Source organism: Pseudidiomarina terrestris (genome assembly GCF_030466405.1).
Taxonomy (GTDB): Bacteria; Pseudomonadota; Gammaproteobacteria; order Enterobacterales; family Alteromonadaceae; genus Pseudidiomarina; species Pseudidiomarina terrestris.
Genome location: NZ_JAGGJF010000002.1, coordinates 305,452 through 331,726 on the forward strand (window position 1 = coordinate 305,452; position 26,275 = coordinate 331,726).

A 26,275-nucleotide genomic window follows, 5' to 3' on the forward strand; every position below is an offset into this window, starting at 1 on the left:
TCAGCTGTCGAGATAAAACGCAGACCCGATGTCGCAAGCGACGCCTTGCCGCAGGAGATGCCCGCAATACTCCGGCAAATTCTGGCGCGCAGGGGCGTTACCGAGTTGCAGCAACTGGACTTACGCGTTCAGCACTTGCCCCATTTTCAGCAATTGCAGGACTGTGAGAAGGCCGCCGCCCGGATTTTGGAGGCGATACTCAACGATCAGGCCATTTGCATTTGTGGCGACTTTGACGCTGATGGGGCAACTTCAACAGCGCTGATGGTATCAGTGTTAAGTGCGATGGGCGCCGGTAAAGTCAGCTATTGTGTGCCCAATCGCTTTACCGACGGCTACGGCTTGTCACCGAACCTGGTGCGTGCAGCCGAGCAACAGGGTGCCCAGCTGCTGATTACCGTCGATAGTGGCATTTCCTGTCACGCGGGCGTCGAGGCTGCGAATGCTGCAGGACTCGATGTGATCGTAACGGATCATCACCTTGCGGGCGCAACCCTGCCGCCGGCCTATGCCATCGTTAATCCTAATCAACCAGACTGCCCGTTTCCGGGCAAAGCCATCGCTGGCGTGGGTGTTGCCTTTTACGTGTTGCTCGCGGTGCGTGCAGCGGCACGCGAGCGCGGTCATCGCGCCGCAAAGGTGAACCTGGCTGAGTGGCTTGATCTGGTGGCGCTGGGCACCGTTGCCGATGTCGTGAAGCTGGATGGCATTAACCGCATTTTGGTGCAACAAGGGTTGCAACGGATTCGTAGCGGGCATTGTCGGCCCGGCATTCAGGCCTTGCTGGCGGTAACCCAGCGTGATCCCAGTCGTTTGCAGGCAAGCGATTTAGGCTTTGCCTTAGCGCCACGCATTAACGCCGCCGGGCGGCTGGATGATATGGGCGTAGGGATTGAGTGTTTGCTGTGTCAGAATTACAGTCAGGCCGAAGCGCTGGCGGCACAGTTGAACGAGCTCAATGGTCAGCGCCGTGAAATCGAAACCGAGATGCGCGAAAGCGCGGCCCACTATGTGACTCAGTTGCAACTCGATAGTACCGAATTACCCGTGTTGCTAGTTTTGCATCAGGAAGACTGGCATCAGGGCGTCATTGGTATTGTCGCGGGTCGGGTAAAGGAGCAGTTCCACCGGCCGACCATTACCTTTGCCAAAGGGGATGATGGACTGTTGCGCGGTTCCGCAAGATCGCTGCCGGGTCTGCACATGCGTGACCTGCTGGAGCGGGTACACAGCCTGGAACCTGACTTGATCACGCGCTTTGGCGGGCATGCGATGGCAGCAGGTTTATCCTTACCACCAGAGCATCTGGAACGGTTTCGGGACTGTGCTGAACGCGTTGCCACTGAATGGCTGGATGAGCAGGACTTGCAACGGCAGATCTGGAGTGATGGTGAACTTGATGGCTCCTGTTTCAGCGTGCCTTTTGTCGAGCAACTTAATCATCTGGGACCCTGGGGTCAGGGTTTTCCGGAGCCCAGTTTTGACGCAACTTTTGAACTGGTGCAACAGCGTATTGTCGGTCAGAAGCATCTGAAGTTGGTGCTGCGCTCCGCCGACGGTATTACCATTGATGCTATTGCTTTTAATGTAGATACTCAGGTATGGCCAGATTTGGCCATACGCGAAGCCCATCTGGTGTATAAATTGCAATTAAATCACTTCCGCGGTCGTACCAATGTGCAACTGTTGGTGGAGCATTTACAGCCTTTACGGTAAAATGCCGCCCTTTGCATTCATCAATGGACGAGCTGAGACTCACTATGTTTGAAACCAATGCCACCTACGTTGCCATAAAAGAGATGCGTGAGCGCAGTGAAGCGCTTCGGGGGTATCTTTGACTATGCTCAAAAAGTTGAGCGATTAGAAGAGGTTACCCGAGAACTGGAAGACCCGTCAGTGTGGGAAAATCAAGAACGTGCGCAAGCGCTGGGGAAAGAGCGCGCGGCGCTGGACGAAGTGGTAGAAACTTTAAACCAGCTCGCGCAGGGGCTGGACGATGTCGAAGGTCTGGTGGATCTTGCCGTCGAAGCGGAAGATGAAGAGACCTACAACGAAGCTGTTGCAGAACTTGAACAGTTAGATCAGCAGCTGGGCAAACTTGAGTTTCGCCGAATGTTTTCAGGCGAACAGGATGCCGCGGACTGTTACCTGGATATTCAGGCCGGCTCCGGTGGCACTGAGGCTCAGGACTGGGCCAATATGTTGTTGCGGATGTACCTGCGCTGGGCCGAAAGTCATGACTTTAAGGCTGAGCTAACAGAACTTTCTGAGGGTGATGTGGCCGGTATCAAGTCGGCGACGGTTCGCGTGCAGGGTGACTATGCCTACGGTTGGCTACGCACGGAAACCGGCGTTCACCGGCTGGTAAGAAAGTCGCCGTTTGACTCAGGTAACCGCCGGCATACCTCGTTTGCATCGGTTTTCGTTTATCCGGAAATTGACGACTCGATTGAGATCGAAATCAATCCGTCAGATCTGCGGGTTGATACCTACCGTGCCTCAGGTGCCGGTGGTCAGCACGTCAACCGAACGGACTCCGCCATCCGTATTACGCACGAGCCGACAGGTATTGTGGTGCAGTGCCAGAGCGATCGGTCACAACACAAGAACCGGGATGCGGCCATGAAGCAGTTGCGCGCCAAACTCTATGAGTTTGAGCTGCAAAAACAGCTGGCGGAAAAGCAGGCGCTGGAAGATAGTAAGTCGGATATCGGCTGGGGCAGCCAGATCCGCTCGTACGTGCTGGATGATGCGCGCATTAAAGATTTACGGACCGGTATTGAAAATCGCAACACTCAGGCTGTGCTTGATGGTGCACTGGATCCATTTATCGAAGCAAGCTTGAAGTCGGGACTCTAACCCCGGTTTTTTACTGACCATTAAGATTACTGCAAACCTAAGAAACTACAGGATTTTGACCATGACAGATAAAACGCAAGGCAATGAAGTTGTTGATGTTAACGAACAGATTGCCCAGCGAAAGGCGAAATTAAAAGCTTTGCGTGAGCGCGGTGTGGCGTTTCCTAACGATTTTCGTCGTGAGCATCTTGCTGCTGAACTGCATGCTGAATTTGATGATGTAGAAAAAGAAGAACTGGCAACTAAAGGGATCCGGGTGGCAGTTGCTGGCCGTATGATGACCCGCCGTATTATGGGCAAAGCCAGCTTTGCGACCATCAAAGATATGTCCGGTCAAATCCAGTTGTACGTGGCGCGCGATAATCTGCAAGAAGGGTTTTACAACCAGGAATTCAAAAAGTGGGATCTGGGTGATATTGTCGGTGCCACCGGTACCTTGTTTATCACCGGAACGGGTGAGCTGAGCGTGCAGGTGGATGATATCCGTCTGTTAACGAAAGCCCTGCGTCCTTTACCTGATAAGTTTCATGGCCTTGCCGATCAGGAGATCCGTTATCGCCAGCGTTATCTGGATCTGATCACCAATGACACATCCCGGCGTACCTTCATTGTGCGCTCGAAGGTGGTGGATTATATCCGCCGTTTCTTAACTGAGCAGCAGTTCCTGGAAGTGGAAACGCCGATGATGCAAACCATTCCTGGTGGCGCTGCCGCACGTCCGTTCGTGACGCATCACAACGCTCTGGATATGGAACTGTACCTGCGTATCGCACCCGAGTTGTATTTGAAGCGCCTGGTAGTGGGTGGCTTTGAGAAGGTCTTTGAGATTAACCGCAACTTCCGCAACGAAGGTCTGTCGACCCGCCACAACCCTGAATTCACCATGCTTGAGTTTTACTGGGCCTATGCAGACTTTAATGATCTGATGGATCTGACCGAAAGCATGCTGCGTGGCATGACCAAAGAGATTTTGGGCTCTCACCAGTTTTCCAGTGAAGGCGTTGAGTACGATTTCAGTCAACCCTTTACCCGTATGACAGTGAACGAGGCGATTTTAGAGCATTTGCCTAGCGCAAAAGCTGAACAGCTGGCCACTCTTGAGGCGGCGACAGCACTGGCTGAAGAACTCGGAATCACAGTGAAAAAGAACTGGGGACTGGGTAAAGTTCAGATTGAGATCTTTGAGGCTGTTGCCGAACACAAGTTGATTCAACCGACCTTTATCACTGCGTACCCGGCAGAAGTTTCGCCATTAGCACGTCGCAACGACGACGACCCGCACATCACCGACCGTTTTGAGTTCTTCGTCGGTGGGCGTGAACTGGCGAACGGTTTCTCGGAGCTCAATGATGCCGAAGATCAAGCCGAACGTTTTCAGCACCAGGTTGAGCAAAAAGAAGCAGGTGATGACGAAGCTATGTTCTTCGATGAAGACTACATCACCGCCCTGGAGCACGGCTTACCGCCGACGGCGGGCGAGGGCATTGGTATTGACCGCCTGGTCATGCTGCTGACAGACTCGCCTTCTATCCGGGATGTTCTGTTATTCCCGCACATGCGTGTACGCAAAGACTAAGGTTTGAGCTAGTTTGGATTGAAAAAAAGGCCCATCAAGGGCCTTTTTTAGTTGCTTAACGCCTGTAAAAAATCGTTCAGCAGTTCTTCTCGATCTTCGATACCGCACGACATCCGCAATAAGTCGTCCGGGCAGGGGGTACCTGGACCTTCAACGCTGGCACGATGTTCAATGAGACTTTCGACGCCGCCCAGCGACGTCGCCCGTTTCCAGAGCTTGGTGTGCGCTGCGACATGAATAGCGGCTTCTGCACCACCTTTGAGGCGTACCGACAACATTCCACCAAAGCCGCCCTGCATTTGTTGTTTGGCAATCTCGTGACCGGCGAAAGAGGGCAGCCCTGGGTAAAGGACTTCGGCGACGGCGTCGTGCCGCTCGAGCTGTTCGGCAATATACTGCGCATTGGTACAGGATTCGCGTACCCGTAAATGCATGGTGCGCATACCGCGCAGTAGCTGTGAAGCATCATGCGGGCTTGGCACGGCACCTCCTTGCGCGCGCACCTGGCGAATACGCTGCCAGAAAGCATCATCACGGGCTGCAATCAAAGCGCCGGCAATCACGTCTGAGTGGCCGTTGAGGTATTTGGTTGCCGAATGCATGACGATATCTGCACCTAAGCGCAGCGGCTGGCTGAGCAGCGGCGTGGCGCAGGTGGAGTCGACCGCGACTTGAGCGCCGGCGGCATGAGCACACTCCGCAATAGCCGCTATGTCGCTGATGCACCAGAGTGGATTACCAGGCGTTTCCAACCACACCAGTTTGGTTCGTTGGGGCTGCAGATGCTGTTGCACTGCTGCGACGTCGGTCATATCAATGAACTCAATTTGCAGGCCCCAGTCGGTGGCGAAATTGAGCAACCAGTTGCGTAAAGCCCAATACATCACTTTCGGCGCCAGCACATGGTCGCCCGGACGCAGGCCCTGAAAAACTGCAGTCGCTGCTGCCATGCCTGAACTGAAGACTATAGCATCCTGCCCTTGCTCAAGTTGGCATAGCAAGGCTTCCACAGGCTTATAGGTCGGATTATTATCGCGCGAGTAGACCAAACCTGTCGGGTAAGTGTTATCGGCGCCACGGATATAGGTCGTGGCGACATGCACAGGTGGCACTACGGCCTGGGTCTTCTCATCGATGTTGCCCAGAGATTGAGCCAGGGCTGTTGCGGCGGAATAGGGGTAGTTCTGATCAGATTTAGAGTTACCGGGCATAAAGACTCTCGTAAGCAACGAATAGGCTGAAGATAGTCGTTAGAGTATAGAATCGGACGGGTATTGAAAAGCACCCGGCGAAGATTTAATGGCAAGGCTGCAGATACAAAAAAAGCGCATCCGCGGATGCGCTTTCTCGCAATCAGCAAAAGCCGGGTGGCTTACGCGTGATCGTGGTCGCCGTCAGTGTGCACGTGACCATGTTCCAGTTCGCTTGGATCTGCATCGCGAACTTCGACAACTTCAACGTCAAAGTTTAGCGCAGCGCCTGCTAATGGGTGGTTACCGTCGACAGTGACCTGATCATCGTTAACTTCTACGATGATAACAGACTGCTCGCCGTGATCCGTGCTGGCACGGAATTGCATACCTGGCTCAACAGGGTTGTCGCCAAACAGGTTGCGCGGTACAGTCTGGATCAGACCGTCGTGACGCTCGCCGTAAGCATTTTCAGGGTCGATGTCCGCAGTGAATTTATCGCCCTCGGATTTACCTGCAAGCGCGTCTTCGAGACCTTTAATTAACATGCCGCGACCAAAGATAAACTGCAACGGTTGACCTTCTTTTGACTGGTCTAACGTTTGTCCTTCGGCAGTTTTCACGGTGTAGTGAATGCCGACAACTTTGTCTTGGCTAATGGTTTGAGTCATGATTCATCCAATTGATAAGGCAGTGGGTAAATTTCCAGGAGACTCGCGTCATCATCTTTGATACGTAATGGTGTCGTACTTTCGATATCACTCGGAAGTACGGCTAACACATCAAGATGTTGGTCAGCACGGTTCACTGCATTTATTACCGTGCCTGCACGTCGCCAGTTTTCACCAAGCTGTTGCTCAACAGTAGCACCTGTTGAAACTTGCTTACCGTGTCCACTAAGACGAAAGAGTGCACGCTTTTGCTTGCCCAAATATTTCATTCGGGCCACCGTCTCCTGGCCGATATAACACCCCTTGCTAAAACTAATGCCGTTCAGTGCCTGAACGTTAAGCATTTGGGGTACGAACTCTTGTATTGTACCTGAAAACAGGGTCGGCCGGCCACGTTCGATTTCCAGCGCTTGCCAATAGCGCAAATCGGAATTGGTCGGCAATGATTCGCCACGATTCAGACACAGGTATTGATCCGGATGGGTGCCAAGGCTCAGCACCTCGGCGTCCTCGCAATGACTGACACTGTTGCTGTCAGGAGTGCGAAGCGGCGTGTCCAGCAGTTCTGCCAGGCGGGCAGGGGCGGCGGTGCCAAATACACCCACCAGCTGGAAATCAGCGGTTGCGTCCCGGATCTCAACCTTGTTAAAGACGCCATACTTCTGCAACTGGTTTAAGGATGCTTCAAGTGAAGGTTTTGACGTCACAATCAGTACGCCATCGCGATACCGAAGGATCCGAAATACACTCAAGGCTTTGCCTTTGTTGTCGCAGTGCGCACCAAAAAGCCAATCATTTTCAGACAGCTGAGCCAGATCACAGGTGAACTGACCTTGTAAAAAGCTTTCTGTATCAGATCCCGAAACTTGAATTATCCCGTGATCATCCACGGAAACAGTTACGTATTCGGGAGGAGCTTTGGTAAACTCTGTCGTTAACACAATCAACCTCACTGTTTGGCGTCTATGTCAGATAGGTGGGGACGGATTTTTGAGATACAAGGGGCGCAATAAAATCCTATGCAAAAGTTACAACAAAATGCTGAAACTTTACGCAACAAGAACCGATTACGCTGGGCCTGCCGGCGTGGCATGCTGGAACTCGACGTGCTCTTTATGCCTTTTGTGGAAGAGGCCTATGATGATTTGGATGAGCAGCAGCAGGAAGCGTTTCGCCGTTTGTTAACCTGTGATGACCCGGACTTGTTTGCCTGGTTTATGGGCCATCAGGCCTGTGAAGACCCCGAACTGAAAGGGATGGTCGATTACATTTTAAGCCGGGTTAAAGTCTGAAGTGTGGTTATGCTGCCAGATGCCCTGGCGCTGGTGTGGTCTGCCAAGCTCGGTTTGGGGAGTCGACCCAGAGCAGAAAAAACTGTTGCGGCTGGACAGTTTTACGCCCTTGCAGCTGGCACAACCGAGCTTTATTTTCCTGACGCCATGGTTGGTTTTCGCGCGTTTTGAGCGTGTCCACTTTGGTAACAGCAAAGTTGCACCACGTTGGTGGTGCTGTTGTGTGTTCTGGACCGACGGGCAGGCGTTTGCCCGATGTCGACGGCTATTTCTCGCCTGGCGTGAGCACTGAAGGCGAAGCGGAATCCGACGTTTCCCGGTAATCCAGGTTGTAATGTAAGCCGCGGCTTTCCTTTCTACTCATTGCTGAGCGAACGATCAATTCCGCCACTTGCACCAGGTTCCGCAGTTCCAGCAAATTATTACTGACGCGGAAATTGCTGTAGTACTCATGGATTTCTTGCTGCAGCAGTTCGATGCGGCGTAAAGCGCGTTCCAGACGTTTATTGGTGCGCACAATACCAACATAGTCCCACATAAATAACCGCAGCTCATGCCAGTTATGCTGGATGATGACTTCTTCGTCTGAATCTGTGACTTTACTCTCATCCCAGCCGGGTAGGTCAAGATGTAAGCGTGCCTCGGGCAAGCGTTTAAGGATATCTGCAGCGGCCGCCTGGGCAAACACCAGGCACTCAAGTAGGGAGTTGCTGGCCATGCGGTTGGCGCCGTGTAAGCCGGTGTATGCGACTTCACCGATGGCATACAGGTGCGGGAGATCCGTATGTGCGTCGAGGTCGGTCATTACGCCACCGCAGGTATAGTGCGCGGCGGGGACGACTGGCATGGGCTGGCGGGTAATATCGATGCCAAGACTCAGACACTTATCGTAGATGGTCGGGAAATGCTCTTGGATAAAATCCGCTGACTGATGGGAGATATCCAGATACATGCAGTCGGCACCGAGACGTTTCATTTCATAATCGATGGCTCGCGCGACGACGTCCCGCGGCGCCAGTTCAGCTGCCTCATGGAAGTCCGGCATAAAGCGCGAACCATCAGGTCGTTTCAGTACCGCTCCTTCACCGCGTAGTGCTTCAGTGAGCAAAAACGAGTGTGCGTTCGGATGGAACAGACAGGTCGGGTGAAACTGATTAAATTCCATATTGGCAACGCGGCAGCCGGCACGCCATGCCATGGCAATGCCATCGCCACTGGCAACATCAGGATTCGAGGTGTACTGATAGACTTTACTGGCGCCACCGGTCGCCAGTGCGACGAATTTAGCGGCAACCGTCTCTACCTGCTCGGCTTTACGATTCCAGATGTAAGCACCATACACCTGCTGCTGTTTGTGGGTCTGGCGGTTGGTGATCAGATCAACGGCATTGTAGCGCTCCAGAATGCGGATGTTCGGATGCGCCTTCACCTGGCCAACCAGGGTGGTCTGCACCGCTTTACCTGTAGCGTCGGCGGCATGTAAAATACGCCGGTGGCTGTGGCCACCCTCTTGATTGAGATGAAATTTGGATTCACTATCTGCGGCATCAACGCGGTCGAAGCCAACCCCGAGATCAATTAACCACTGTAAACTTTTACGTGCGTTTGAGGTGGTAAACGCAACTGCATCGGCGTCGCAAAGCCCGGCACCGGCGACCAACGTATCCTGGATGTGGCTTTCAATGCTATCATCTTCATCAAAGACGGCAGCGATACCACCTTGCGCATAATAGGTTGAGCCCTCAGTTAGCGGGCCTTTTGAAAGCACCAAAACCTGAGCATGATCAGCGAGGTGTAACGCCAGGGTGAGACCAGCAGCGCCGCTGCCGATGATAAGAACGTCGCATTGATAATTGATAACTTGTTCCATAAAGTAGGGAGCTTGTAGAGCGCAAAGCGCTGTTTTGCCGACGGAATGCGAACGATTTTACTCGTTTAGAATTTTTTTGCGAACTTTTTACGAATGCTTAGGTCTGAATTTGCACGATGTAAAATTAAAGAGCTTGGGCCTGGTTCGCAGTACAAGATATGGGTTGAGGAGAACAGGCTCAGATGAGCGAACAAGATACTGATAAAGCCCTGGTACTGCGTGTGCAGCAGGGGGACCAGCAAGCATTTGACCTGCTGGTGAAAAAATATCAGCACAAAGTAATGAGCCTGATTTCACGTTACGTTAAACAGGCAGCAGATGTTCCGGATGTCGCGCAGGAAGCATTTATCAAAGCTTATCGTGCAATAGGGAACTTTCGCGGTGATAGTGCGTTCTACACATGGTTGTATCGCATTGCCGTGAATACTGCGAAGAATTATTTGGTGTCCCAGGGGCGTAAGCCGCCTGCTTCGGATGTCGATGCAGAAGATGCAGACTATTACGAGGGAGCGGGTGCATTACGTGATGGGGCATCACCAGAGAGTTTACTGCTGACGGATGAAATTCGCGATGTGGTAATGCGTACGATAGATGCATTACCGGATGACCTTCGCAGAGCAATTACATTACGTGAAATTGAGGGGCTAGGGTACGAAGAAATTGCAATCGAGATGGATTGCCCGATTGGTACTGTGCGTTCGCGCATCTTCCGGGCTCGAGAAGCAATCGACGCGCAGTTAAAACCCTTATTAGAGCGCTAAATTATTAAAGGAAACCCTATGACAAACCGTAGCTACGAACAATTATCAGCACTGCTGGACAACGCGAGTGAAACGTCGCGCGAACAGGAGCAAGAGCTGGATACATTGTTAAGCGACACCGAAGCACAGCAAGTGTGGGGGCGTTATGCGCTGATAGGTCGAGTGATGAAAGGAGATGCGGAAACGCATCAACCGCTTGATATCAGCGCCGCTGTAGCCGCCCAGGTAAGCGCTGAAGCAAAACCTGCCAAGGTTGTGCAAGGTCGGTTTGGCAAGAAAACCATGCAACGCTGGTTCGCACCGGCGGGTAGTGTTGCCATTGCGGCGAGTGTCGCTCTAGTTGCCGTGTTGTCCGTGCAGCAAGCCAATCCGGTAGCACCGGAAGAAACTGTGCAGCCGGCATTTGCGACCGCACCTATTGGTGGCCGTAACCCAGTCAGTTACAATACTGTGCTGCAATCCAACGAACCCACGCAAGCAGAGCTTGCGCAGCAAAGCCGTTTGCTGCAATCCTATATGTTGGATCATCAACAGCAACTTCAGCTTTCATTGCAGGCGCAGCAGTTAAATGAGAATCTTGAAACAAATTCTAAAGCACAAGCGGATAGCCAACCGGACGCAGACAACCCAGCCACCGGGAATGACCAATAAGATTTGGCGGGGCAGCCTTGCCGGGCTGCTCCTGCTTGGCTCTATAACCCCCCTACAGGTTGTTGCACAAACTCCTGCCGTTCAAGCTCCAGCGTCTTCCGCCGAATACTGGTTTAATCAGATGTCGACGGCCTTGCGCGAACTCAATTTTGAAGCCACCCTGGTGAAAAGTAGCGGTGCTCGTCTGGAACCGATGACTTGGTTGCATGGTGTCTATGAGGACGGCCTGGAAGTTGAGCTGGTGGTGCGTTTAAATGGCGCCGATGTTCGCAGTGTGCGGATTGGCGATGATACGTCCTATTATTCCCAGCCGAGCGACAGTTCCTATACTCTGCATAGCGATGTCACCTACGGCTTACTTCCCGCAGCCTTCTACCAGCCGTTTGAGCAGCTGCAACCGCATTATCAGGTGCTGGTTGATCGTGGTATGCGAGTGACAGGCCGGGCGACCTACTTTCTACGGATTTTAAGCCGTGATAATGATCGTTATCACTATGGTTTGTGGATCGATCGGAAAAGCGGCATGTTGCTGAAGATGCAGATGACGACTCCGCAGGGCGAAGTGCTGGAGCAAATTCAGCTCACCACCTTTACCGAACGTGAGTCCATGCCGATCAGCTTAAGCGATTTACGTGGTGTGCCACGGCCACCACGTCTGCATGAGATACGTAATCAAGAACCACCGCAATTTACGCTGGAACCCACGTGGATGCCGGCTGGTTTCGAGCTGTTGCGTTCGAGTCACCGGCGGGTGGCCGAGACCCGTCTACCCACAGATTATTTTCTGTACACCGATGGCCTGACAGAAGTTTCAGTTTACGTCAGCAACAGCCAACAACAAGCACTGCCGGAACTGGCCTTACAGGGTCCGGAGTCATTGTTTAATCTTAATAAAGGGGATTTTGCCATCACCGTGGTTGGCAAACTGCCTGTCGGCACGCTGCAACGCATTGCGGAAAGCATGCAAACGGCGAACTAATTCAATGGATAGCCTCAATGATTAGAGAAATTGCCATCGTCCAAGCCATCGAAGCCGACAGCTTGCTGGTTACGACCGAGTTAAAATCGGGCTGTTCGGGCTGCGCACAGCAGTCGAATTGTGGGGCAGGTATTATCTCCAAAGCATTTTCTGATCGGCGCGCGGAATTTCGCGTGGCAAAACCGGCCGGTATGCAGTTTAAACCTGGTGAACAAATCGAATTATTGTTACCGGAACAAATGCTGACCAGAGCCTCGCTACTGATCTACGGCGTTCCTTTGCTGGCCCTGCTGGGCACTGCGCTGATTGCACAACTGCTGCTGGGCATGAGCGAGGGTAGCGCCATTCTATTGTCGTTAGTTGGCTTTGCCGGTTCGTTCTGGGGATTAAAACGCTGGTTCCAGATGCGTGATGTTAAGGTGAGTCAGTTGCTACAAGTGCAACAAATGCACTGAAATCCCCGAAAATCCTTTGTTCTGAGCCGTATTATCAGTATGATCGTCGGTTATTCACGTATTTCATTTTGTAGTTGCGGGGGCATGAATGCCAGAACGGGCGTTTAAGCAAGAAAACATTCGAAATTTTTCGATTATTGCGCATATTGATCATGGTAAATCCACACTTTCTGACCGACTGATTCAGGACTGCGGCGGGTTAACCGATCGCGAGATGGCATCACAGGTGCTTGACTCAATGGATCTTGAGCGTGAACGTGGCATTACCATCAAAGCACAAAGTGTCACCTTACATTATACCGCCCAAGACGGCGAAACCTATCAGCTGAACTTCATTGATACCCCTGGACACGTGGACTTCTCTTATGAAGTCTCGCGCAGCTTAGCTGGTTGTGAAGGTGCGTTGCTGGTAGTTGATGCGGCGCAGGGGGTCGAAGCTCAGACCCTGGCAAATTGTTATACCGCAATCGAAATGGACCTCGAAGTGGTCCCGGTGCTGAACAAAATTGACTTGCCGCAGGCTGACCCTATGCGGGTGGCAGAAGAAATTGAAGATATTGTTGGTATTGAAGCTATTGATGCTGTGCAGTGCTCGGCAAAGACTGGTGTAGGTATTAACGAAGTGTTGGAGCGTCTGGTACGGCAGATCCCACCCCCTCAGGGCGATCCGACAGCACCTGTGCAAGCATTGATTATCGATTCCTGGTTTGATAACTATCAGGGCGTTGTGTCACTGGTACGGGTGAAAAACGGGACTTTACGTGCAGGCGACAAGATGAAAGTCATGTCGACCGGACAGAGCCATCAAATTGATAAAGTCGGCTTCTTTTCTCCTAAACCTACGGAAACAGGTATTTTGCGCTGTGGCGAAGTAGGTTTTGTGATTGCCGGTATCAAGGATATCCTCGGTGCGCCCGTCGGCGATACCCTGACACTGGCGAAGACTCCAGCAGAAAAGCCATTGCCTGGTTTCAAAAAGGTCAAACCGCAAGTTTATGCGGGCATGTTCCCAATCTCGTCGGACGACTACGAAAACTTCCGGGATGCACTGGGCAAACTTTCGTTAAATGATGCCTCGCTGTTTTATGAGCCGGAGAACTCCTCGGCACTCGGCTTTGGTTTCCGTTGTGGTTTCCTGGGCATGTTGCACATGGAAATCATTCAGGAACGGCTGGAGCGGGAATACGATATTGATTTGATCACCACGGCGCCGACCGTGGTTTATAAAGTTGTCAAAACCGACGGCTCAGAAGTCAGCGTCGATAATCCGACCAATTTGCCAGCAGTGAATGATATTGAAACCATTTACGAACCTATTGTCGAAGCCAATATTCTGGTGCCGCAGGAATACCTGGGCAATGTCATCACGCTTTGTGTTGATAAACGTGGTGTGCAAACAAAAATGGCTTACCACGGTAAACAGGTTGCGGTGACCTACGAATTGCCCATGGCAGAAGTGGTCATGGACTTTTTCGACCGTCTGAAGTCAACCTCACGCGGTTATGCCTCTCTGGATTACCAGTTCAAGCGGTTCCAGGAAGCAGATATGGTGCGGGTTGATGTACTTATCAATGGCGACCGCGTCGATGCACTGGCAATGATTACGCACCGCGACAACTCGCAGGGACGTGGACGTGAGCTGGTTGAAAAAATGCGTGAACTGATCCCGCGGCAGATGTTTGATATCGCCATTCAGGCTACCATTGGTAATCACGTCATTGCCCGTTCAACGGTCAAACAGTTACGTAAGAATGTGACTGCCAAATGTTATGGTGGTGACGTGAGTCGGAAGAAGAAACTGTTACAGAAGCAGAAAGAAGGTAAAAAGCGGATGAAACAGTTGGGGAATGTTGAAGTACCGCAAGAGGCATTCCTCGCGGTGCTCAAAGTAGGGAAATAACAACAAGGCTTAGCATGGCAAACTTTTATTCGGTACTGCTTACGGTCGTCACAATTTTCGCGGGACTCATCTGGCTGGTTGATGCCAGGTTCTTAAAGCCTAAACGGCAACAGCGTATCGGTGATGAAGAGCGTCGCTTGCAACAAACGCTCGATGAAGATGCCAGACAACGCCTGGCACCCCAAGGCAACGTGGCAGAATTTGCCCAGTCGGTGTTCCCGATTTTGTTTGTCATTCTGATCCTGCGCTCGTTCTTCTACGAACCCTTCCGAATTCCGTCGGCGTCGATGATGCCGACGTTACTGGAAGGGGATTTTATTCTGGTGGAGAAATTCAGCTACAGCCTGCGCGATCCAATTTGGCGCCATGAATTGCTGGAACTGGCCGAGCCAGAGCGTGGTGACATCGCCGTATTTAAGTATCCGCCAGAGCCTAGCCTTGACTTCATAAAGCGTGTGGTCGGCTTGCCAGGCGACCGTATTATATACCGGAACAAGACCCTCTATATTGAACCCTCTTGCGAGACTGAGGTGCAGAACGAGTGTCCGCCGTTGCAGGTTATTGAGCGCAATATGACGCGTTCTGATGCGTTTTATTTTAACGGTGCTACGCCGCTACAACGTTTCGAAGAGAAGCTTGGCGCGACCAGTCATGCGACCTTGGTCGACCCAACGGTGGGCGGACGCGAACGTTATTATTTTCAACAGCAAGGTACTGCCCGGGATGAATGGCTCGTGCCCGAAGGAGCCTATTTTGTTATGGGCGATAACCGCGATAATTCCGAGGACAGTCGCTACTGGGGCTTTGTTCCGGAAGAAAACCTGGTCGGTCGCGCAGAATTTATCTGGATGAGTTTTGAGATGGACAGGCCCGCGTCAAGCTGGCTACCGACGTGGATTCCAAGCGGTATTCGCTGGCAACGCTTAGGCGGGGTAGAGTAACAGTGAGCTTACCAAAGCCACCATTGAGTGAGTTAGAACAAGCCTTTGGCTATACTTTTCAGAATCGTGAACGCTTTCAGCAAGCGTTGACGCACCGTAGTGCGAATGCTCAACATAACGAACGTCTTGAGTTTCTGGGCGATTCAGTACTGGGCATCATCATCAGTGAAGCGCTATTTGAGCGCTTTCCGCAGATCGACGAAGGCGATCTGAGCCGGATGCGGGCGACGCTGGTCTGTGGTCGCTCGCTGGCGAAACTGGCGCAAAAGTTTCAACTGGGCCGGCATTTGTGGTTGGGCCCCGGTGAAATGAAAAGCGGCGGCCATCGCCGTGAGTCTATTCTGGCCGATGCTGTGGAAGCTTTGTTGGGGGCCATGTACCTGGAAAGTGACCTGGCCACCTGTCGTAAAGTGGTCTTAAACTGGTATAAAGAACAGCTTAATCACATTAAGCCCGGCGCTGGGCATAAAGATCCAAAAACCCGGCTGCAGGAGTACCTGCAAGGTAAGCAATTGCCATTGCCGCTGTATGATGTGGTCACTATTCAAGGCCAGGCGCATAATCAAAGATTCACGGTGAGTTGCACCACGGAACTGCTTGCTGAGCCGGTCCTGGGCAGCGGCACCAGCCGCCGTAAAGCCGAACAACAGGCCGCGGCACAAACTTTAGAACTACTGCAAACGCAGGAGCAAGGTAACTAATGAGCAATGAAATCCCAGAATCCGCATCTGCCTCTGCGTTCGTCGCCATCGTGGGCCGGCCGAATGTTGGCAAATCAACTTTATTGAACCGGATCCTTGGGCAAAAAATAAGCATCACTTCGAGTAAACCGCAAACCACGCGGCATCGCATTCTTGGCATCGAAACTGAGGGTGACCGTCAAATCGTTTACGTAGACACACCGGGGTTACATAAAGACGAGAAGAAAGCGATTAACCGGATGATGAACCGTGCCGCCAGCAGTTCCATGAGCGGCGTTGAAGCGGTGTTATTTGTGGTTGAAGCAGAGCGCTGGACCGAGGATGATGATCTGGTGCTGGCAAAGCTGGCGAAAACGTCGCGCCCGATTATTCTGGTCGTCAATAAGATTGATCAGATTAAAGACAAAGGGGCCTTGTTACCCTTGTTACAGAAGCTGGCGGGTCGTCATCAATTTGCCGAAATTATCCCCTTGTCCGCGAAAACTGGCGACCAGGTGGAAGCTTTGCGGCAACTGGTCCACAACTATGCGAAACCGGGCGCTCACCATTACCCTGAAGATTACGTTACCGACCGCTCGCTGCGCTTTATGGCAGCGGAAATAATCCGTGAGAAGCTGATGCGCTTCACCGGTGATGAATTGCCCTACAGCACCACAGTAGAGATTGAACGCTTTCAAACGGCACCCTCAGGTACCACCCATATCAATGCGCTCATCCTGGTTGAGCGTGAAGGGCAGAAGCGCATGGTCATTGGCGCGGGTGGCAGCAAGCTGAAAACTGTCGGCAGTGAAGCCCGTCGTGATATCGAAAAATTAATTGGTGGCAAAGTTCACTTAGAGCTTTGGGCCAAAGTGAAGTCTGGCTGGGCCGATGACGAACGCGCCTTGCGTAGCCTGGGTTACAACGAGGATTAACGCCGGTGGAACCAGCTTTTGTATTGCATCGCTGGCCCTATCAGGACTCAAGTTTAATTGTTGAGGTGTTTAGTCGTGAGCAAGGCCGGTTTCGGGTCGTTGCCAAAGGCGCCCGCCGTCCGAAAAGTCAGTGGCGGGCGATTCTTCAGCCCTTCACGCCTTTATTGATTAGCGCCAGAGGGCGCCATGAATTGCAGACTCTGACCCATGCCGAAGCTACGGCCGAAAGCTTTCCCCTTCGCGGCACAGCACTTTATAGCGGCTTTTACCTGAACGAACTGGTGCAACGGTTAACCTCTAATTATGAGCCTGTCGAAGGCTTGTTTGAGGACTATCAACAGGCGTTAAGGCAGCTGGCGACGTCGACTCAGGTCGAGCCTGCTTTACGTGAGTTTGAATGGCGATTGCTATGTCACCTGGGCCACGGCTTTGACTGGTTTCACGATGAGCAGGGTATGGCTATTGCTGCCGGGGGGTATTATCGATTCGCCGCAGAACAGGGGTTTATGCGGGTGGAGCAAGAGCGCAGCGGCGCTCTTATCGGTGCCCGGATCCAGCAACTGGCGACATTTGAGCTCAGCGATCCAAGCCTGCTAAACTTAATGAAAATCATCATGCGTCAGGCGCTGCGTCCTTATCTCGGCGAGCAACCACTGAAAAGCCGGCAGCTTTTTACGCAGCTTTCGCAGCTCTCACAACAGACAAAATAGTAAGGAATCGACGATGCATTTAGCAGCTCCAGGCAAGACGATTTTACTTGGCGTAAATATTGACCACGTGGCGACAGTGCGCAATGCCCGCGGCGTGGCCTATCCGGACCCGGTGACCGCCGCCGCGCTAGCCGAACAAGCTGGTGCAGACGGTATTACCATCCACTTGCGTGAAGACCGTCGTCACATTACTGATCGTGACGTTGAGATGCTGGCAGAAACTTTGCAGACGCGCATGAATTTAGAAATGGCCGTGACCGACGAAATGCTGGATACCGCTTGTCGGATAAAGCCAACCTACGTCTGTCTGGTGCCCGAGAAACGTGAGGAACTGACCACCGAAGGTGGCTTAGATGTGATTAAACAGCAGGATAAAATTAAAGCCGCTGTGGAGCGCTTGGCCGAAGAAGGAATTGAGACTTCGTTATTTATTGATCCTGATAAAAAACAATTGGATGCAGCCCTTAAGACCGGAGCGAAGCTGGTTGAATTGCATACCGGCCATTATGCGGAGCAGACGCAACTTGCTGAGCAACATCGGAGCCTGGTATTGCTGCATGACGCAGCAAAATATGCGCAAGCTGCCGGCTTTCGGGTGAATGCCGGGCACGGGCTGAATTATCACAATACTGCTTCAGTAGCGGCGCTACCCGAGCTGGAAGAATTAAACATTGGCCATGCGATTATTGCCCGAGCGGTATTGGTAGGTCTGGATCAGGCCGTACGGGATATGAAAACGCTTATGCTTGGTGCTCGAGCGCTGAGTGTGAAAAGCTGAGGTGGCGCAGTTTTATCGTCCCCAGCGCGGTCGCAGCAAGCCTGCCGAGCAACCCATAAAGCGGAATGCCAGTGTCAGTGGCCTTGATCATCAGGGGCGCGGCATTGTGCGCGAGAGTAAGGGGGTCCGCTTTATTGCCGGAGCGCTTACCGATGAGCTTATCGACTTTCAGCCGCAGGGCAAATGGCAGGGCAAACTGATTCAGGTGAAGCAGCCCGCGCCGGCTCGGGTCACGCCAGATTGTCCTTATTATGAGCAGTGCGGTGGCTGTGATTTACAGCACCTGGCACTCAGCAGACAACGGCAGCACAAGCAGCAAGTGGTCAGTGAACTCTTTGCTAAATTTGCCGGGCATGACATTGACTGTTGGCAAGCTCCCTTAACTGGCGCTGACTGGCGCTACCGGCGGCGGCTGCGTCTGGCCTGTCACTGGGACAGCAAACGCCGGAACTTCAAATTAGGCCTGCGTCAGGCCAACAGCAAGGCCATCGTCGAAATCAGTGACTGCCTGATCAGTGACACTGCACTGACCCGCTTACTGCAACCGTTACGCAAATTCTTGCCGCAACTGGACCTGATTGCCCAACTTGGCCACGTGGAGTTGATGACGACCAACAGCTGTTGCTTGCTACTGCGTTTAAAAAATCCGGTATCTGCAAAAGATCACAGGCAACTGCTTGAGTTCTCTCAGAATCATGGTGTCGACGTCTGGCTGCACTGTGGTGAGACTGCCCCTCAGCCGTTACTCGCCGGGCAAGAGTTGCCCCGGTATGCCAGCTGGCAGACCGAAGTGTCGTTTCAGCCAGGAGACTTCTTACAGGCCCACGGTGAGCTTAGCCCGCTGATGGTGGAACAGGCATTAGCCTGGTTAGCGCCGGGGCCGGGAGATCATGTGTTAGAACTTTACGCTGGCAGCGGTAACTTCAGTCTGCCGATTGCCCGCAGCGGCGCGCGAGTCACCGCGATAGAAGGGGTGCCGTCGATGGTGGAGCGTTTAACTGCAAATGCCAGTCGCGCCAACTTGTCTATTACTGCCCAACACGCTGATCTTGAGCAACCCTGGCAGAATTATGACTGGGGCACTATAGAGTTTAATAAAGTCTTTTTAGACCCTGCCCGGGCAGGTGCTGCGCATGCTATTAGCGAAGTTGCGCAACGCCAGCCCGAACGTGTGGTCTACGTCTCCTGCGCTGCGGATACACTGGCTCGCGATGCCCGGCATTTATTCGCCGCCGGATATCGGCTCAAACGCGCGCAAATCGTTGACATGTTTCCGCAAACCCATCACATTGAATGCCTGACTTGGTTTGAACGGGAGACATAGCTGTGGTCCATGTGCGCAGTACCCATGTTGATAAGCCTGAGCAACACGGTGATTGGTTGCAGCATGTCGCTGCAAGCGAACTCAAAGCACAACTGACGGCCCATCATCAGCTACTACTCAAGCGGCTACAAGACCATCCTGAACTGCTGGTAAAAGGGCAGGAGATGGTGGAAATTCTGGCCGCGCTCAACCTTGATCCTGACTCATTACTGGCCGCACTGTACAGTCCTGCCTACCAGGCCAATTGCATCACCGCCGAGCAACTGCAACACCAGCATCCCGAGCTGACGGAGCTGGTGCAACTGCTGGATGCTGTGCAACAAATGCAGATGATCAGCGACCTGCAACATTTCCAGCACGGCAAGCCAAACGTTGAACAGATTGATAATGTCAGACGCATGCTACTGTCGATGGTGGCCGATGTTCGGGCGGTACTTATAAAACTAGCAGAGCGGATTTGCCGCTTGCGGGAAGTCAAAAACGATGACGAAGAAACCCGGGTGCTGGTGGCCAAGGAGTGTCAGGACATCTACGCGCCGTTAGCGAACCGGCTGGGTATTGGCCAGCTGAAGTGGGAGTTAGAGGATCTGGCGTTTCGTTACCTGCATCCGCAGACCTACAAGAGTATCGCCAGTCAGCTGCATGAACGACGCTTGGATCGTGAAGAGTATATTGAACATTTTGTCGCGAATCTGGGGCAGGAGTTGGCCCATGAGGGCGTAGCGGCGGATGTTTACGGGCGACCAAAGCATATTTACTCGATTTGGCGAAAAATGCAGAAGAAGCACCTCAGCTTCGAGCAGCTCTACGATATCCGTGCGGTGCGAATCATTACGCAATCCCTAAAAGACTGTTATGCGGCGTTGGGTGTTGTACACAGCCAATGTCGGCATATTCAGTCTGAATTTGACGATTATATTGCCACACCCAAGGCCAACGGTTACCAGTCGATTCATACGGTCGTGATTGGACCGGAAGAAAAGCATGTGGAGATCCAGATCCGTACTCAGGCCATGCATGATGACGCTGAACTTGGCGTGGCTGCGCACTGGCTTTACAAAGAGGGGGCCGCCAGTAAAACAGGTGGCTTCGAAGAGAAAATCGCGTGGCTGCGTAAGTTACTGGCCTGGCATGAAGACATGGCCGAGAATGATGAGCTGGTCGCAGAGATCCGTTCGCAGGTGTTTGAAGATCGTGTCTATGTCTTTACCCCCAAAGGGGAGGTCATTGACTTGCCGCAAGGGGCAACGCCGCTGGACTTTGCGTACTACATCCATTCCCAGGTCGGTCACCGTTGCGTTGGCGCGAAGGTAGATGGGCATATCGTGCCTTTTACTTACACCCTGAAAAATGGCCAACGCGTTGAGATCCTCACGCAAAAGGCGGTAAAACCTCGCCGTGACTGGCTTAATCCTGCATTGGGTTACCTACGTACCTCGCGAGCGCGCAGTAAAGTCGTGACCTATTTCAAAAAGCTGGACCGGGATAAAAACCTGAAAGCGGGACGCGAGTTGCTGGAAGCTGAACTGAACAAATTTGAGATCCCATTAAGTCAGGCCAGCACCGTTCTTGATCGTTTCAATTTTAACCAACTGGATGACCTGCTCGCCGCGATTGGTGCCGGTGATGTGCGTTTGAATCAGGTGGTCAATCAGCTCAAACCTGCTGCGGATACCACCAGCGAGCGGTTGGAGCGGCTGCAACGAAAATCCCAGCGTAAAGCCGGCAAGCAAAGCGATGTCAGTGTGCAGGGGATTGGTAATCTGATGGTGCAGTTTGCCAAGTGCTGTCAGCCTCTCCCTGGCGAACCAATCATGGGTTTTGTTACTCAGGGACGCGGGGTTTCCGTGCATCATCGCGCCTGTGAGCAACTGAAACACTTGTTGGAGGTGCATCCGGAGCGTGGCTTGCAGGTCAGCTGGAGCCGCACGGATCATGGCCGCTATCGCGCCAACCTACAGCTAGACGCTGATGATAGGAATGGTTTATTGCATGATATTACCGCGATCCTTGCCAATGAAAAAACCAGTGTTGCGCAATTGGACTCGCAGTCAGATGATGCGACCCATCAGGCACGTATTTCGCTGGGCCTGTTTATTGAGAATCAAACCAGCTTGCAACGGATCATCGCGCGGCTGTTGCAGGTGAAAGGAATTCATAAGGTAGAACGTAGTGGAAACAGTTAAGTCAGAACAACAAGACAATTACTCTGGTGTCGATGCGTTACTTGCAGTGATGCGGCGCTTACGAGATCCAGAAACGGGTTGCCCTTGGGATTTAAAGCAAAGCTTGAGTAGTTTAATTCCCTACACTATCGAAGAAGCTTACGAGGTAGCTGCAGCGATCACTGAGGGCGACGATGATGCGATTAAAGATGAGCTTGGCGATTTGCTCTTTCAGGTCGTGTTTTACACCCAATTGACGCAGGAGCAGGGCAAGTTCAGCTTTGATGAGGTAGCGCAACAGACAGCCGATAAGCTGATTCGCCGTCATCCACACGTCTTCGGTGAGACACAGGCGCAAAGCGATGCGGAGATCAAAGCGCAGTGGGAACAAATTAAGCAACAAGAGCGCGCGGACCAAGGCGCTGACGCTTCCGTTTTTGCCGGTATACCCGATAATTTGCCAAGTATTCTGCTGGCGCAAAAATTACAGAAACGCGCCGCGAATGTTGGGTTTGACTGGCCCAGCGTGACGCCGGTACTGGACAAAATACAAGAAGAGATCGCTGAAGTCGAAGCTGAACTCAATGCCGCAGAACTGGATCAGCAAGCACTGGCAGATGAGATCGGTGATGTCCTGTTCGCGGTGGTCAATCTGGCGCGGCATGCTCAGGTGAATCCAGAGCATGCGCTGCGGCGCACGAATTTAAAGTTTAAACAACGTTTCCAGGCAATCGAGCGCCGACTGGCCGAACAGGGCCGTAGTGCGGAGCAGCTGAGCCTGGCGGAATTAGAAGACGAGTGGCAACAGGTAAAGCGCCGATTGCAATCCGATGAATTTTAAATTGTCGGAATTCAGTGCTTAAGGTATACTGTTTTCCCGTCTTGAAGCAATTCCCTTATTTAACCTGACGACTTAGGTTTCGCATGACAACTAATTATATTTTCGTCACCGGCGGTGTAGTATCTTCGCTGGGCAAAGGTATTGCTGCAGCTTCACTGGCGGCAATTCTCGAAGCACGTGGCTTACAGGTCACAATCCTCAAACTTGATCCGTACATCAATGTGGATCCGGGCACAATGAGCCCGATTCAGCATGGTGAAGTTTTTGTCACCGAAGATGGTGCGGAAACCGATCTCGACTTAGGCCATTACGAGCGCTTTATCCGCACCCGTATGACCAAGAAGAACAACTTTACGGCCGGCCGTGTATACGAAGATATTATTCGTCGCGAACGTCGTGGTGAGTTTCTGGGTGCCACCATTCAGGTGATTCCACACATTACCAATGAAATTAAGCGCCGTATTGTTGAAGGTGGTAAGGGTTACGATATTGCCATCATTGAGATCGGCGGTACCGTGGGCGACATCGAGTCGCAACCTTTTCTTGAAGCGATCCGCCAGCTCGGCACTGAAGTCACGCGCGATCACACTTTGTTTATGCACTTAACGCTGGTGCCGTTTCTTGGCGCGGCGGGCGAAGTTAAAACCAAGCCGACGCAGCACTCAGTGAAAGAGTTACGCTCTATCGGCATTCAACCGGACATTCTTGTCTGTCGTTCAGACCGTGCCTTACCGGCCAACGAACGCGCCAAGATTGCGCTGTTTACTAACGTTGAAGAGCGTGCAGTCATTGGCTTAAAGGATGTCGACAGCATCTATAAAATCCCCGCTATTCTGAAATCGCAGGGACTTGACGAACTTGTGGTCAATCGTTTCCGACTCGATCGTCCGGAAGCAGACTTGGCCGAGTGGGAGCAAGTACTGTATCAGGAGTCTAATCCAAGCGGTGAAGTAACCGTAGGCTTTGTCGGTAAGTACATTGAGCTGCCTGATGCCTATAAATCAGTTAACGAGGCTTTGGCCCATGCGGGGTTAAAAAATCGCTTAACGGTTAATATTCGCTATATCGATGCTCAGGATGTTGAGACCAAAGGTGTTGCAAAACTTGCCGATGTTGATGCGATCATCGTTCCGGGTGGCTTCGGTGAGCGCGGTATCCGCGGTAAAATCATGGCCGCGCAATATGCCCGTGAGCATAAAATCCCCTACCTTGGTATCTGTCTGGGCATGCAAATCGCGCTGATTGAATACGCTCGTAATGTGGCCGGTTTAACGGCAGCGAACAGTACCGAATTTGATGACAAAACAGAACATCCCGTGGTCGGACTGATCACCGAGTGGATGGATGCAAAAGGTCAGAAAGAATTGCGTGACCAACATTCAGATCTCGGCGGTACGATGCGCCTGGGCGCGCAGCCGTGCAATCTGGTTGCGGGTAGTCGTGCGCGCGATCTTTACGGTGAAGATGTCATTCGTGAACGTCACCGTCATCGTTACGAAGTGAACGAACATTACGTTGAGCGTCTGGAAGCTGCCGGCCTGAAGATTTCCGGCTGGTCTCACGACAATCGCCTGGTCGAAATTGTCGAGATACCTGAGCATCCCTGGTTCGTCGCTGCGCAATTTCATCCGGAATTTACCTCGACGCCTCGTGATGGGCATCCTTTGTTCCGCGGCTTTATTGAAGCTGCAGGTAAGTATCAGAAGCAGCAACGCGGTTAACTAACGTTGCAAAGAGGAAGAGACTATTAGCATGGCAACAATTCAATCTATTGTGGCTCGCGAGATCATGGATTCCCGCGGCAACCCCACCATCGAAGTCGATGTCCATCTTGACGATGGCCACTGGGGCCGCGCAGCAGCGCCTAGCGGAGCCTCGACTGGCTCGCGCGAAGCACTGGAACTGCGTGATGGTGATAAAGCGCGCTATCTTGGCAAGGGGGTATTAACTGCCGTTGCCAATGTGAATGACAGTATTGCAGCTGAGCTGAAGGGCCTTGATGCTGCTGACCAGCAGCAATTGGATCAGCGTATGCTGGACCTTGATGGTACGGAAAATAAAGAAAAGCTTGGCGCGAATGCGATTCTGGCGGTCTCTCTTGCGGCTGCAAAAGCTGCGGCAGCCAGTGCAGGTATTCCGTTATACGCACATATCGCGAATTTAAATGGCACCAGCGGTCATTACAGCATGCCGCTGCCGATGATGAATATCCTTAACGGTGGTGAGCATGCCGACAATAACGTCGACATTCAGGAGTTCATGATTCAACCCGTGGGTGCAGCGAACTTCCGTGAAGGGCTGCGCATGGGCGCTGAAGTTTTTCATGCTCTGAAGAAAGTCCTGCAAGAGCGCGGCTTAAGTACTGCGGTAGGTGACGAGGGTGGTTTTGCCCCCAACCTGAGCTCTAACGAAGAGGCATTGACGGTTATCGTTGAAGCGGTCGAAAAAGCCGGTTATCGCATGGGCGATGACATTACTCTGGCGCTGGACTGTGCCGCGTCTGAATTTTACCGTGATGGCAAGTATCAGTTGAGCGGTGAAGGTAAATCTTTTACTGCTGCGGAATTTGCCGAATATCTGGCGGGCCTTTGTGAGCGCTATCCGATTATCTCTATTGAAGATGGTTTGGACGAGAGCGACTGGGACGGCTGGAAAGTGCTGACTGAGCGTCTGGGTGACACAGTGCAGCTGGTCGGTGACGACCTGTTTGTGACGAATACCAAGATCCTCAAGCGCGGCATTGACGAAGCTATCGGTAACTCGATTCTTATCAAGTTCAATCAGATCGGTAGTTTAAGTGAGACTCTGGCCGCTATTCGTATGGCCAATGAAGCGGGCTTTACCGCCGTGATTTCACACCGTTCTGGTGAAACCGAAGATGCCACCATCGCTGATCTGGCGGTGGGTACTGCAGCTGGCCAAATAAAAACTGGCTCGCTGTGTCGCTCTGATCGGGTTGCTAAATACAACCAGCTGTTACGGATTGAGCAAGAGCTCAATGGTAACGCACCGTATCGGGGCCGCGGTGAAGTTCGCGCAGCGAACTGAGCCCAAGTGAGGTTTAGGTGAGCGAACAACGCGATATCTTCGAAGTTGTTGAGCGGCAGCCGGGCTATGACCCGGCTGCTTTCCCTGAACTTTGCACTGCACTTTACGAACGCGAACTTATATTTCTTGCAGGGCTGCAGGTACAATCAGCAAGAGGCTTACAGCGTCGTCTTAAGAGTCTCAGCTACTACATCCAGAATGCCGCACGGGCCATGTTGAGCAGTCAATGTCCCTGTGAACTGGACGTGCAAAATGCCAGTTGGCAAACGCCACAGAAACGCCAATTAAAGGCGACCGCAAATCGTTCCGCGAAGTTGGAAAAATGGCTCACGACCGGCAAGGTACAGCTTGGTACTACAGTCCCTGTTCTGAATCTTGATCCACGTCTGCAGCAAGTCCGGCTTGACTCAATTGATCGTATCGATCGCGACACGGGCCGAGTGCACTGTAATGAGTTTGGCTGGTTTTTGTTTACCGGCGAAAGCACGGCAGCAGATGGCGACCATTTGTTCCTGGCAAAACCGGAAAAAAACCTGCTTAAAGCGGCAGTAAGCGGCCATCAGTGGTCCCATAAGGGCCGTACAGATCCACGCACCTTATCCTTACGTGAGCTGCTGCTGGCGACGGCCATCGACTGGTCTTAAATGCC

The 26,275-nt window shown here is 52.4% G+C and carries 25 protein-coding genes; 21 read left to right on the plus strand and 4 right to left on the minus strand.

Annotated features, from left to right (window positions below; genetic code table 11):
- The first annotated feature begins 57 nt into the window (after window positions 1-57).
- The 3 genes from recJ to lysS all read left to right on the plus strand — a co-directional run bounded on the left by recJ (window position 58) and on the right by lysS (window position 4,435).
- Complete coding sequence (recJ, locus tag J6J34_RS05775; protein ID WP_301773988.1) at window positions 58-1,716, plus strand: single-stranded-DNA-specific exonuclease RecJ; 1,659 nt, start codon at window positions 58-60, stop codon at window positions 1,714-1,716.
- 44 nt (window positions 1,717-1,760) lie between these two features.
- Window positions 1,761-2,859, plus strand: a protein-coding gene (gene prfB / locus J6J34_RS05780; RefSeq protein ID WP_301720172.1) for a peptide chain release factor 2 whose coding sequence is annotated in 2 segments (ribosomal slippage) — window positions 1,761-1,835 and window positions 1,837-2,859 — 1,098 coding nt in all. Because the reading frame shifts where the segments join, the coding sequence is not laid out codon by codon here.
- Window positions 2,860-2,920: 61 nt separating this feature from the next.
- On the plus strand, window positions 2,921-4,435 hold the full coding sequence (lysS, locus tag J6J34_RS05785; RefSeq protein WP_301898638.1) for a lysine--tRNA ligase: 1,515 nt from the start codon (window positions 2,921-2,923) through the stop codon (window positions 4,433-4,435).
- A 47-nt stretch (window positions 4,436-4,482) separates the two neighbouring features.
- Here the strand turns inward: lysS and J6J34_RS05790 are convergent, their stop codons facing one another.
- From J6J34_RS05790 to ygfZ, 3 genes are all read right to left on the minus strand, one after another.
- Window positions 4,483-5,646, minus strand: coding sequence for a trans-sulfuration enzyme family protein (locus J6J34_RS05790; protein WP_301720174.1), 1,164 nt, complete (start codon window positions 5,644-5,646; stop codon window positions 4,483-4,485).
- Between the two features lie 161 nt (window positions 5,647-5,807).
- Entirely contained in the window at window positions 5,808-6,296 is a 489-nt protein-coding gene (locus tag J6J34_RS05795) for an FKBP-type peptidyl-prolyl cis-trans isomerase (RefSeq protein ID WP_301720175.1), read from the minus strand.
- On the minus strand, window positions 6,293-7,249 hold the full coding sequence (gene ygfZ, locus J6J34_RS05800; protein ID WP_335342628.1) for a tRNA-modifying protein YgfZ: 957 nt from the start codon (window positions 7,247-7,249) through the stop codon (window positions 6,293-6,295). The genes J6J34_RS05795 and ygfZ overlap by 4 nt, the downstream gene beginning before the upstream one ends.
- Before the next feature lie 66 nt (window positions 7,250-7,315).
- Here ygfZ and J6J34_RS05805 point away from each other — a divergent pair, with 66 nt between their 5' ends.
- Together J6J34_RS05805 and J6J34_RS05810 are read left to right on the plus strand one after the other, a co-directional pair.
- On the plus strand, window positions 7,316-7,588 hold the full coding sequence (locus J6J34_RS05805; RefSeq protein ID WP_301720177.1) for an FAD assembly factor SdhE: 273 nt from the start codon (window positions 7,316-7,318) through the stop codon (window positions 7,586-7,588).
- Window positions 7,589-7,607: 19 nt separating this feature from the next.
- Complete coding sequence (locus tag J6J34_RS05810; RefSeq protein WP_301720178.1) at window positions 7,608-7,880, plus strand: hypothetical protein; 273 nt, start codon at window positions 7,608-7,610, stop codon at window positions 7,878-7,880.
- Here the strand turns inward: J6J34_RS05810 and nadB are convergent.
- Window positions 7,854-9,458: an L-aspartate oxidase gene (gene nadB / locus J6J34_RS05815; RefSeq protein ID WP_301773880.1), complete on the minus strand. Its 1,605-nt coding sequence runs from the start codon at window positions 9,456-9,458 to the stop codon at window positions 7,854-7,856. The two genes, J6J34_RS05810 and nadB, sit on opposite strands and share 27 nt — an antisense overlap.
- A 182-nt stretch (window positions 9,459-9,640) precedes the next feature.
- On the opposite strand from nadB, the gene rpoE reads away from it, so the two are divergent.
- The 16 genes from rpoE (at window position 9,641) to J6J34_RS05895 (ending at window position 26,270) form a co-directional block, all read left to right on the plus strand.
- Window positions 9,641-10,219, plus strand: a complete 579-nt coding sequence (gene rpoE / locus J6J34_RS05820) for an RNA polymerase sigma factor RpoE (RefSeq protein ID WP_301720180.1) — start codon at window positions 9,641-9,643, stop codon at window positions 10,217-10,219.
- A gap of 18 nt (window positions 10,220-10,237) precedes the next feature.
- Window positions 10,238-10,870, plus strand: a complete 633-nt coding sequence (locus tag J6J34_RS05825; RefSeq protein ID WP_301720181.1) for a sigma-E factor negative regulatory protein — start codon at window positions 10,238-10,240, stop codon at window positions 10,868-10,870.
- Window positions 10,860-11,849: a MucB/RseB C-terminal domain-containing protein gene (locus J6J34_RS05830; RefSeq protein WP_301835751.1), complete on the plus strand. Its 990-nt coding sequence runs from the start codon at window positions 10,860-10,862 to the stop codon at window positions 11,847-11,849. The genes J6J34_RS05825 and J6J34_RS05830 overlap by 11 nt, the downstream gene beginning before the upstream one ends.
- A 17-nt stretch (window positions 11,850-11,866) precedes the next feature.
- Complete coding sequence (locus J6J34_RS05835) at window positions 11,867-12,304, plus strand: SoxR reducing system RseC family protein (protein WP_301720182.1); 438 nt, start codon at window positions 11,867-11,869, stop codon at window positions 12,302-12,304.
- A gap of 88 nt (window positions 12,305-12,392) precedes the next feature.
- On the plus strand, window positions 12,393-14,204 hold the full coding sequence (gene lepA, locus J6J34_RS05840; RefSeq protein WP_301720183.1) for a translation elongation factor 4: 1,812 nt from the start codon (window positions 12,393-12,395) through the stop codon (window positions 14,202-14,204).
- A gap of 14 nt (window positions 14,205-14,218) precedes the next feature.
- A complete protein-coding gene (lepB, locus tag J6J34_RS05845) occupies window positions 14,219-15,145 on the plus strand; it encodes a signal peptidase I (protein ID WP_301720184.1) in 927 nt (308 codons plus the stop codon).
- A 2-nt stretch (window positions 15,146-15,147) separates the two neighbouring features.
- Window positions 15,148-15,846: a ribonuclease III gene (gene rnc, locus J6J34_RS05850; protein ID WP_418055163.1), complete on the plus strand. Its 699-nt coding sequence runs from the start codon at window positions 15,148-15,150 to the stop codon at window positions 15,844-15,846.
- Window positions 15,846-16,760, plus strand: coding sequence for a GTPase Era (gene era, locus J6J34_RS05855; protein ID WP_301720185.1), 915 nt, complete (start codon window positions 15,846-15,848; stop codon window positions 16,758-16,760). The genes rnc and era overlap by 1 nt, the downstream gene beginning before the upstream one ends.
- 5 nt (window positions 16,761-16,765) lie before the next feature.
- Window positions 16,766-17,470, plus strand: a complete 705-nt coding sequence (recO, locus tag J6J34_RS05860) for a DNA repair protein RecO (RefSeq protein WP_301773885.1) — start codon at window positions 16,766-16,768, stop codon at window positions 17,468-17,470.
- 13 nt (window positions 17,471-17,483) lie between these two features.
- Window positions 17,484-18,248: a pyridoxine 5'-phosphate synthase gene (gene pdxJ / locus J6J34_RS05865; RefSeq protein ID WP_301835750.1), complete on the plus strand. Its 765-nt coding sequence runs from the start codon at window positions 17,484-17,486 to the stop codon at window positions 18,246-18,248.
- A gap of 1 nt (window position 18,249) precedes the next feature.
- Window positions 18,250-19,572: a methyltransferase domain-containing protein gene (locus tag J6J34_RS05870; protein ID WP_301898639.1), complete on the plus strand. Its 1,323-nt coding sequence runs from the start codon at window positions 18,250-18,252 to the stop codon at window positions 19,570-19,572.
- A gap of 2 nt (window positions 19,573-19,574) precedes the next feature.
- Complete coding sequence (gene relA / locus J6J34_RS05875) at window positions 19,575-21,758, plus strand: GTP diphosphokinase (protein ID WP_301720190.1); 2,184 nt, start codon at window positions 19,575-19,577, stop codon at window positions 21,756-21,758.
- Complete coding sequence (gene mazG / locus J6J34_RS05880) at window positions 21,745-22,578, plus strand: nucleoside triphosphate pyrophosphohydrolase (RefSeq protein ID WP_301773891.1); 834 nt, start codon at window positions 21,745-21,747, stop codon at window positions 22,576-22,578. The genes relA and mazG overlap by 14 nt, the downstream gene beginning before the upstream one ends.
- An 83-nt stretch (window positions 22,579-22,661) precedes the next feature.
- Window positions 22,662-24,299: a CTP synthase gene (locus J6J34_RS05885; RefSeq protein ID WP_301720192.1), complete on the plus strand. Its 1,638-nt coding sequence runs from the start codon at window positions 22,662-22,664 to the stop codon at window positions 24,297-24,299.
- 31 nt (window positions 24,300-24,330) lie between these two features.
- A complete protein-coding gene (gene eno, locus J6J34_RS05890) occupies window positions 24,331-25,626 on the plus strand; it encodes a phosphopyruvate hydratase (protein ID WP_301720193.1) in 1,296 nt (431 codons plus the stop codon).
- A gap of 17 nt (window positions 25,627-25,643) precedes the next feature.
- On the plus strand, window positions 25,644-26,270 hold the full coding sequence (locus tag J6J34_RS05895; RefSeq protein ID WP_301720194.1) for a hypothetical protein: 627 nt from the start codon (window positions 25,644-25,646) through the stop codon (window positions 26,268-26,270).
- The last annotated feature ends 5 nt before the right edge of the window (window positions 26,271-26,275 follow it).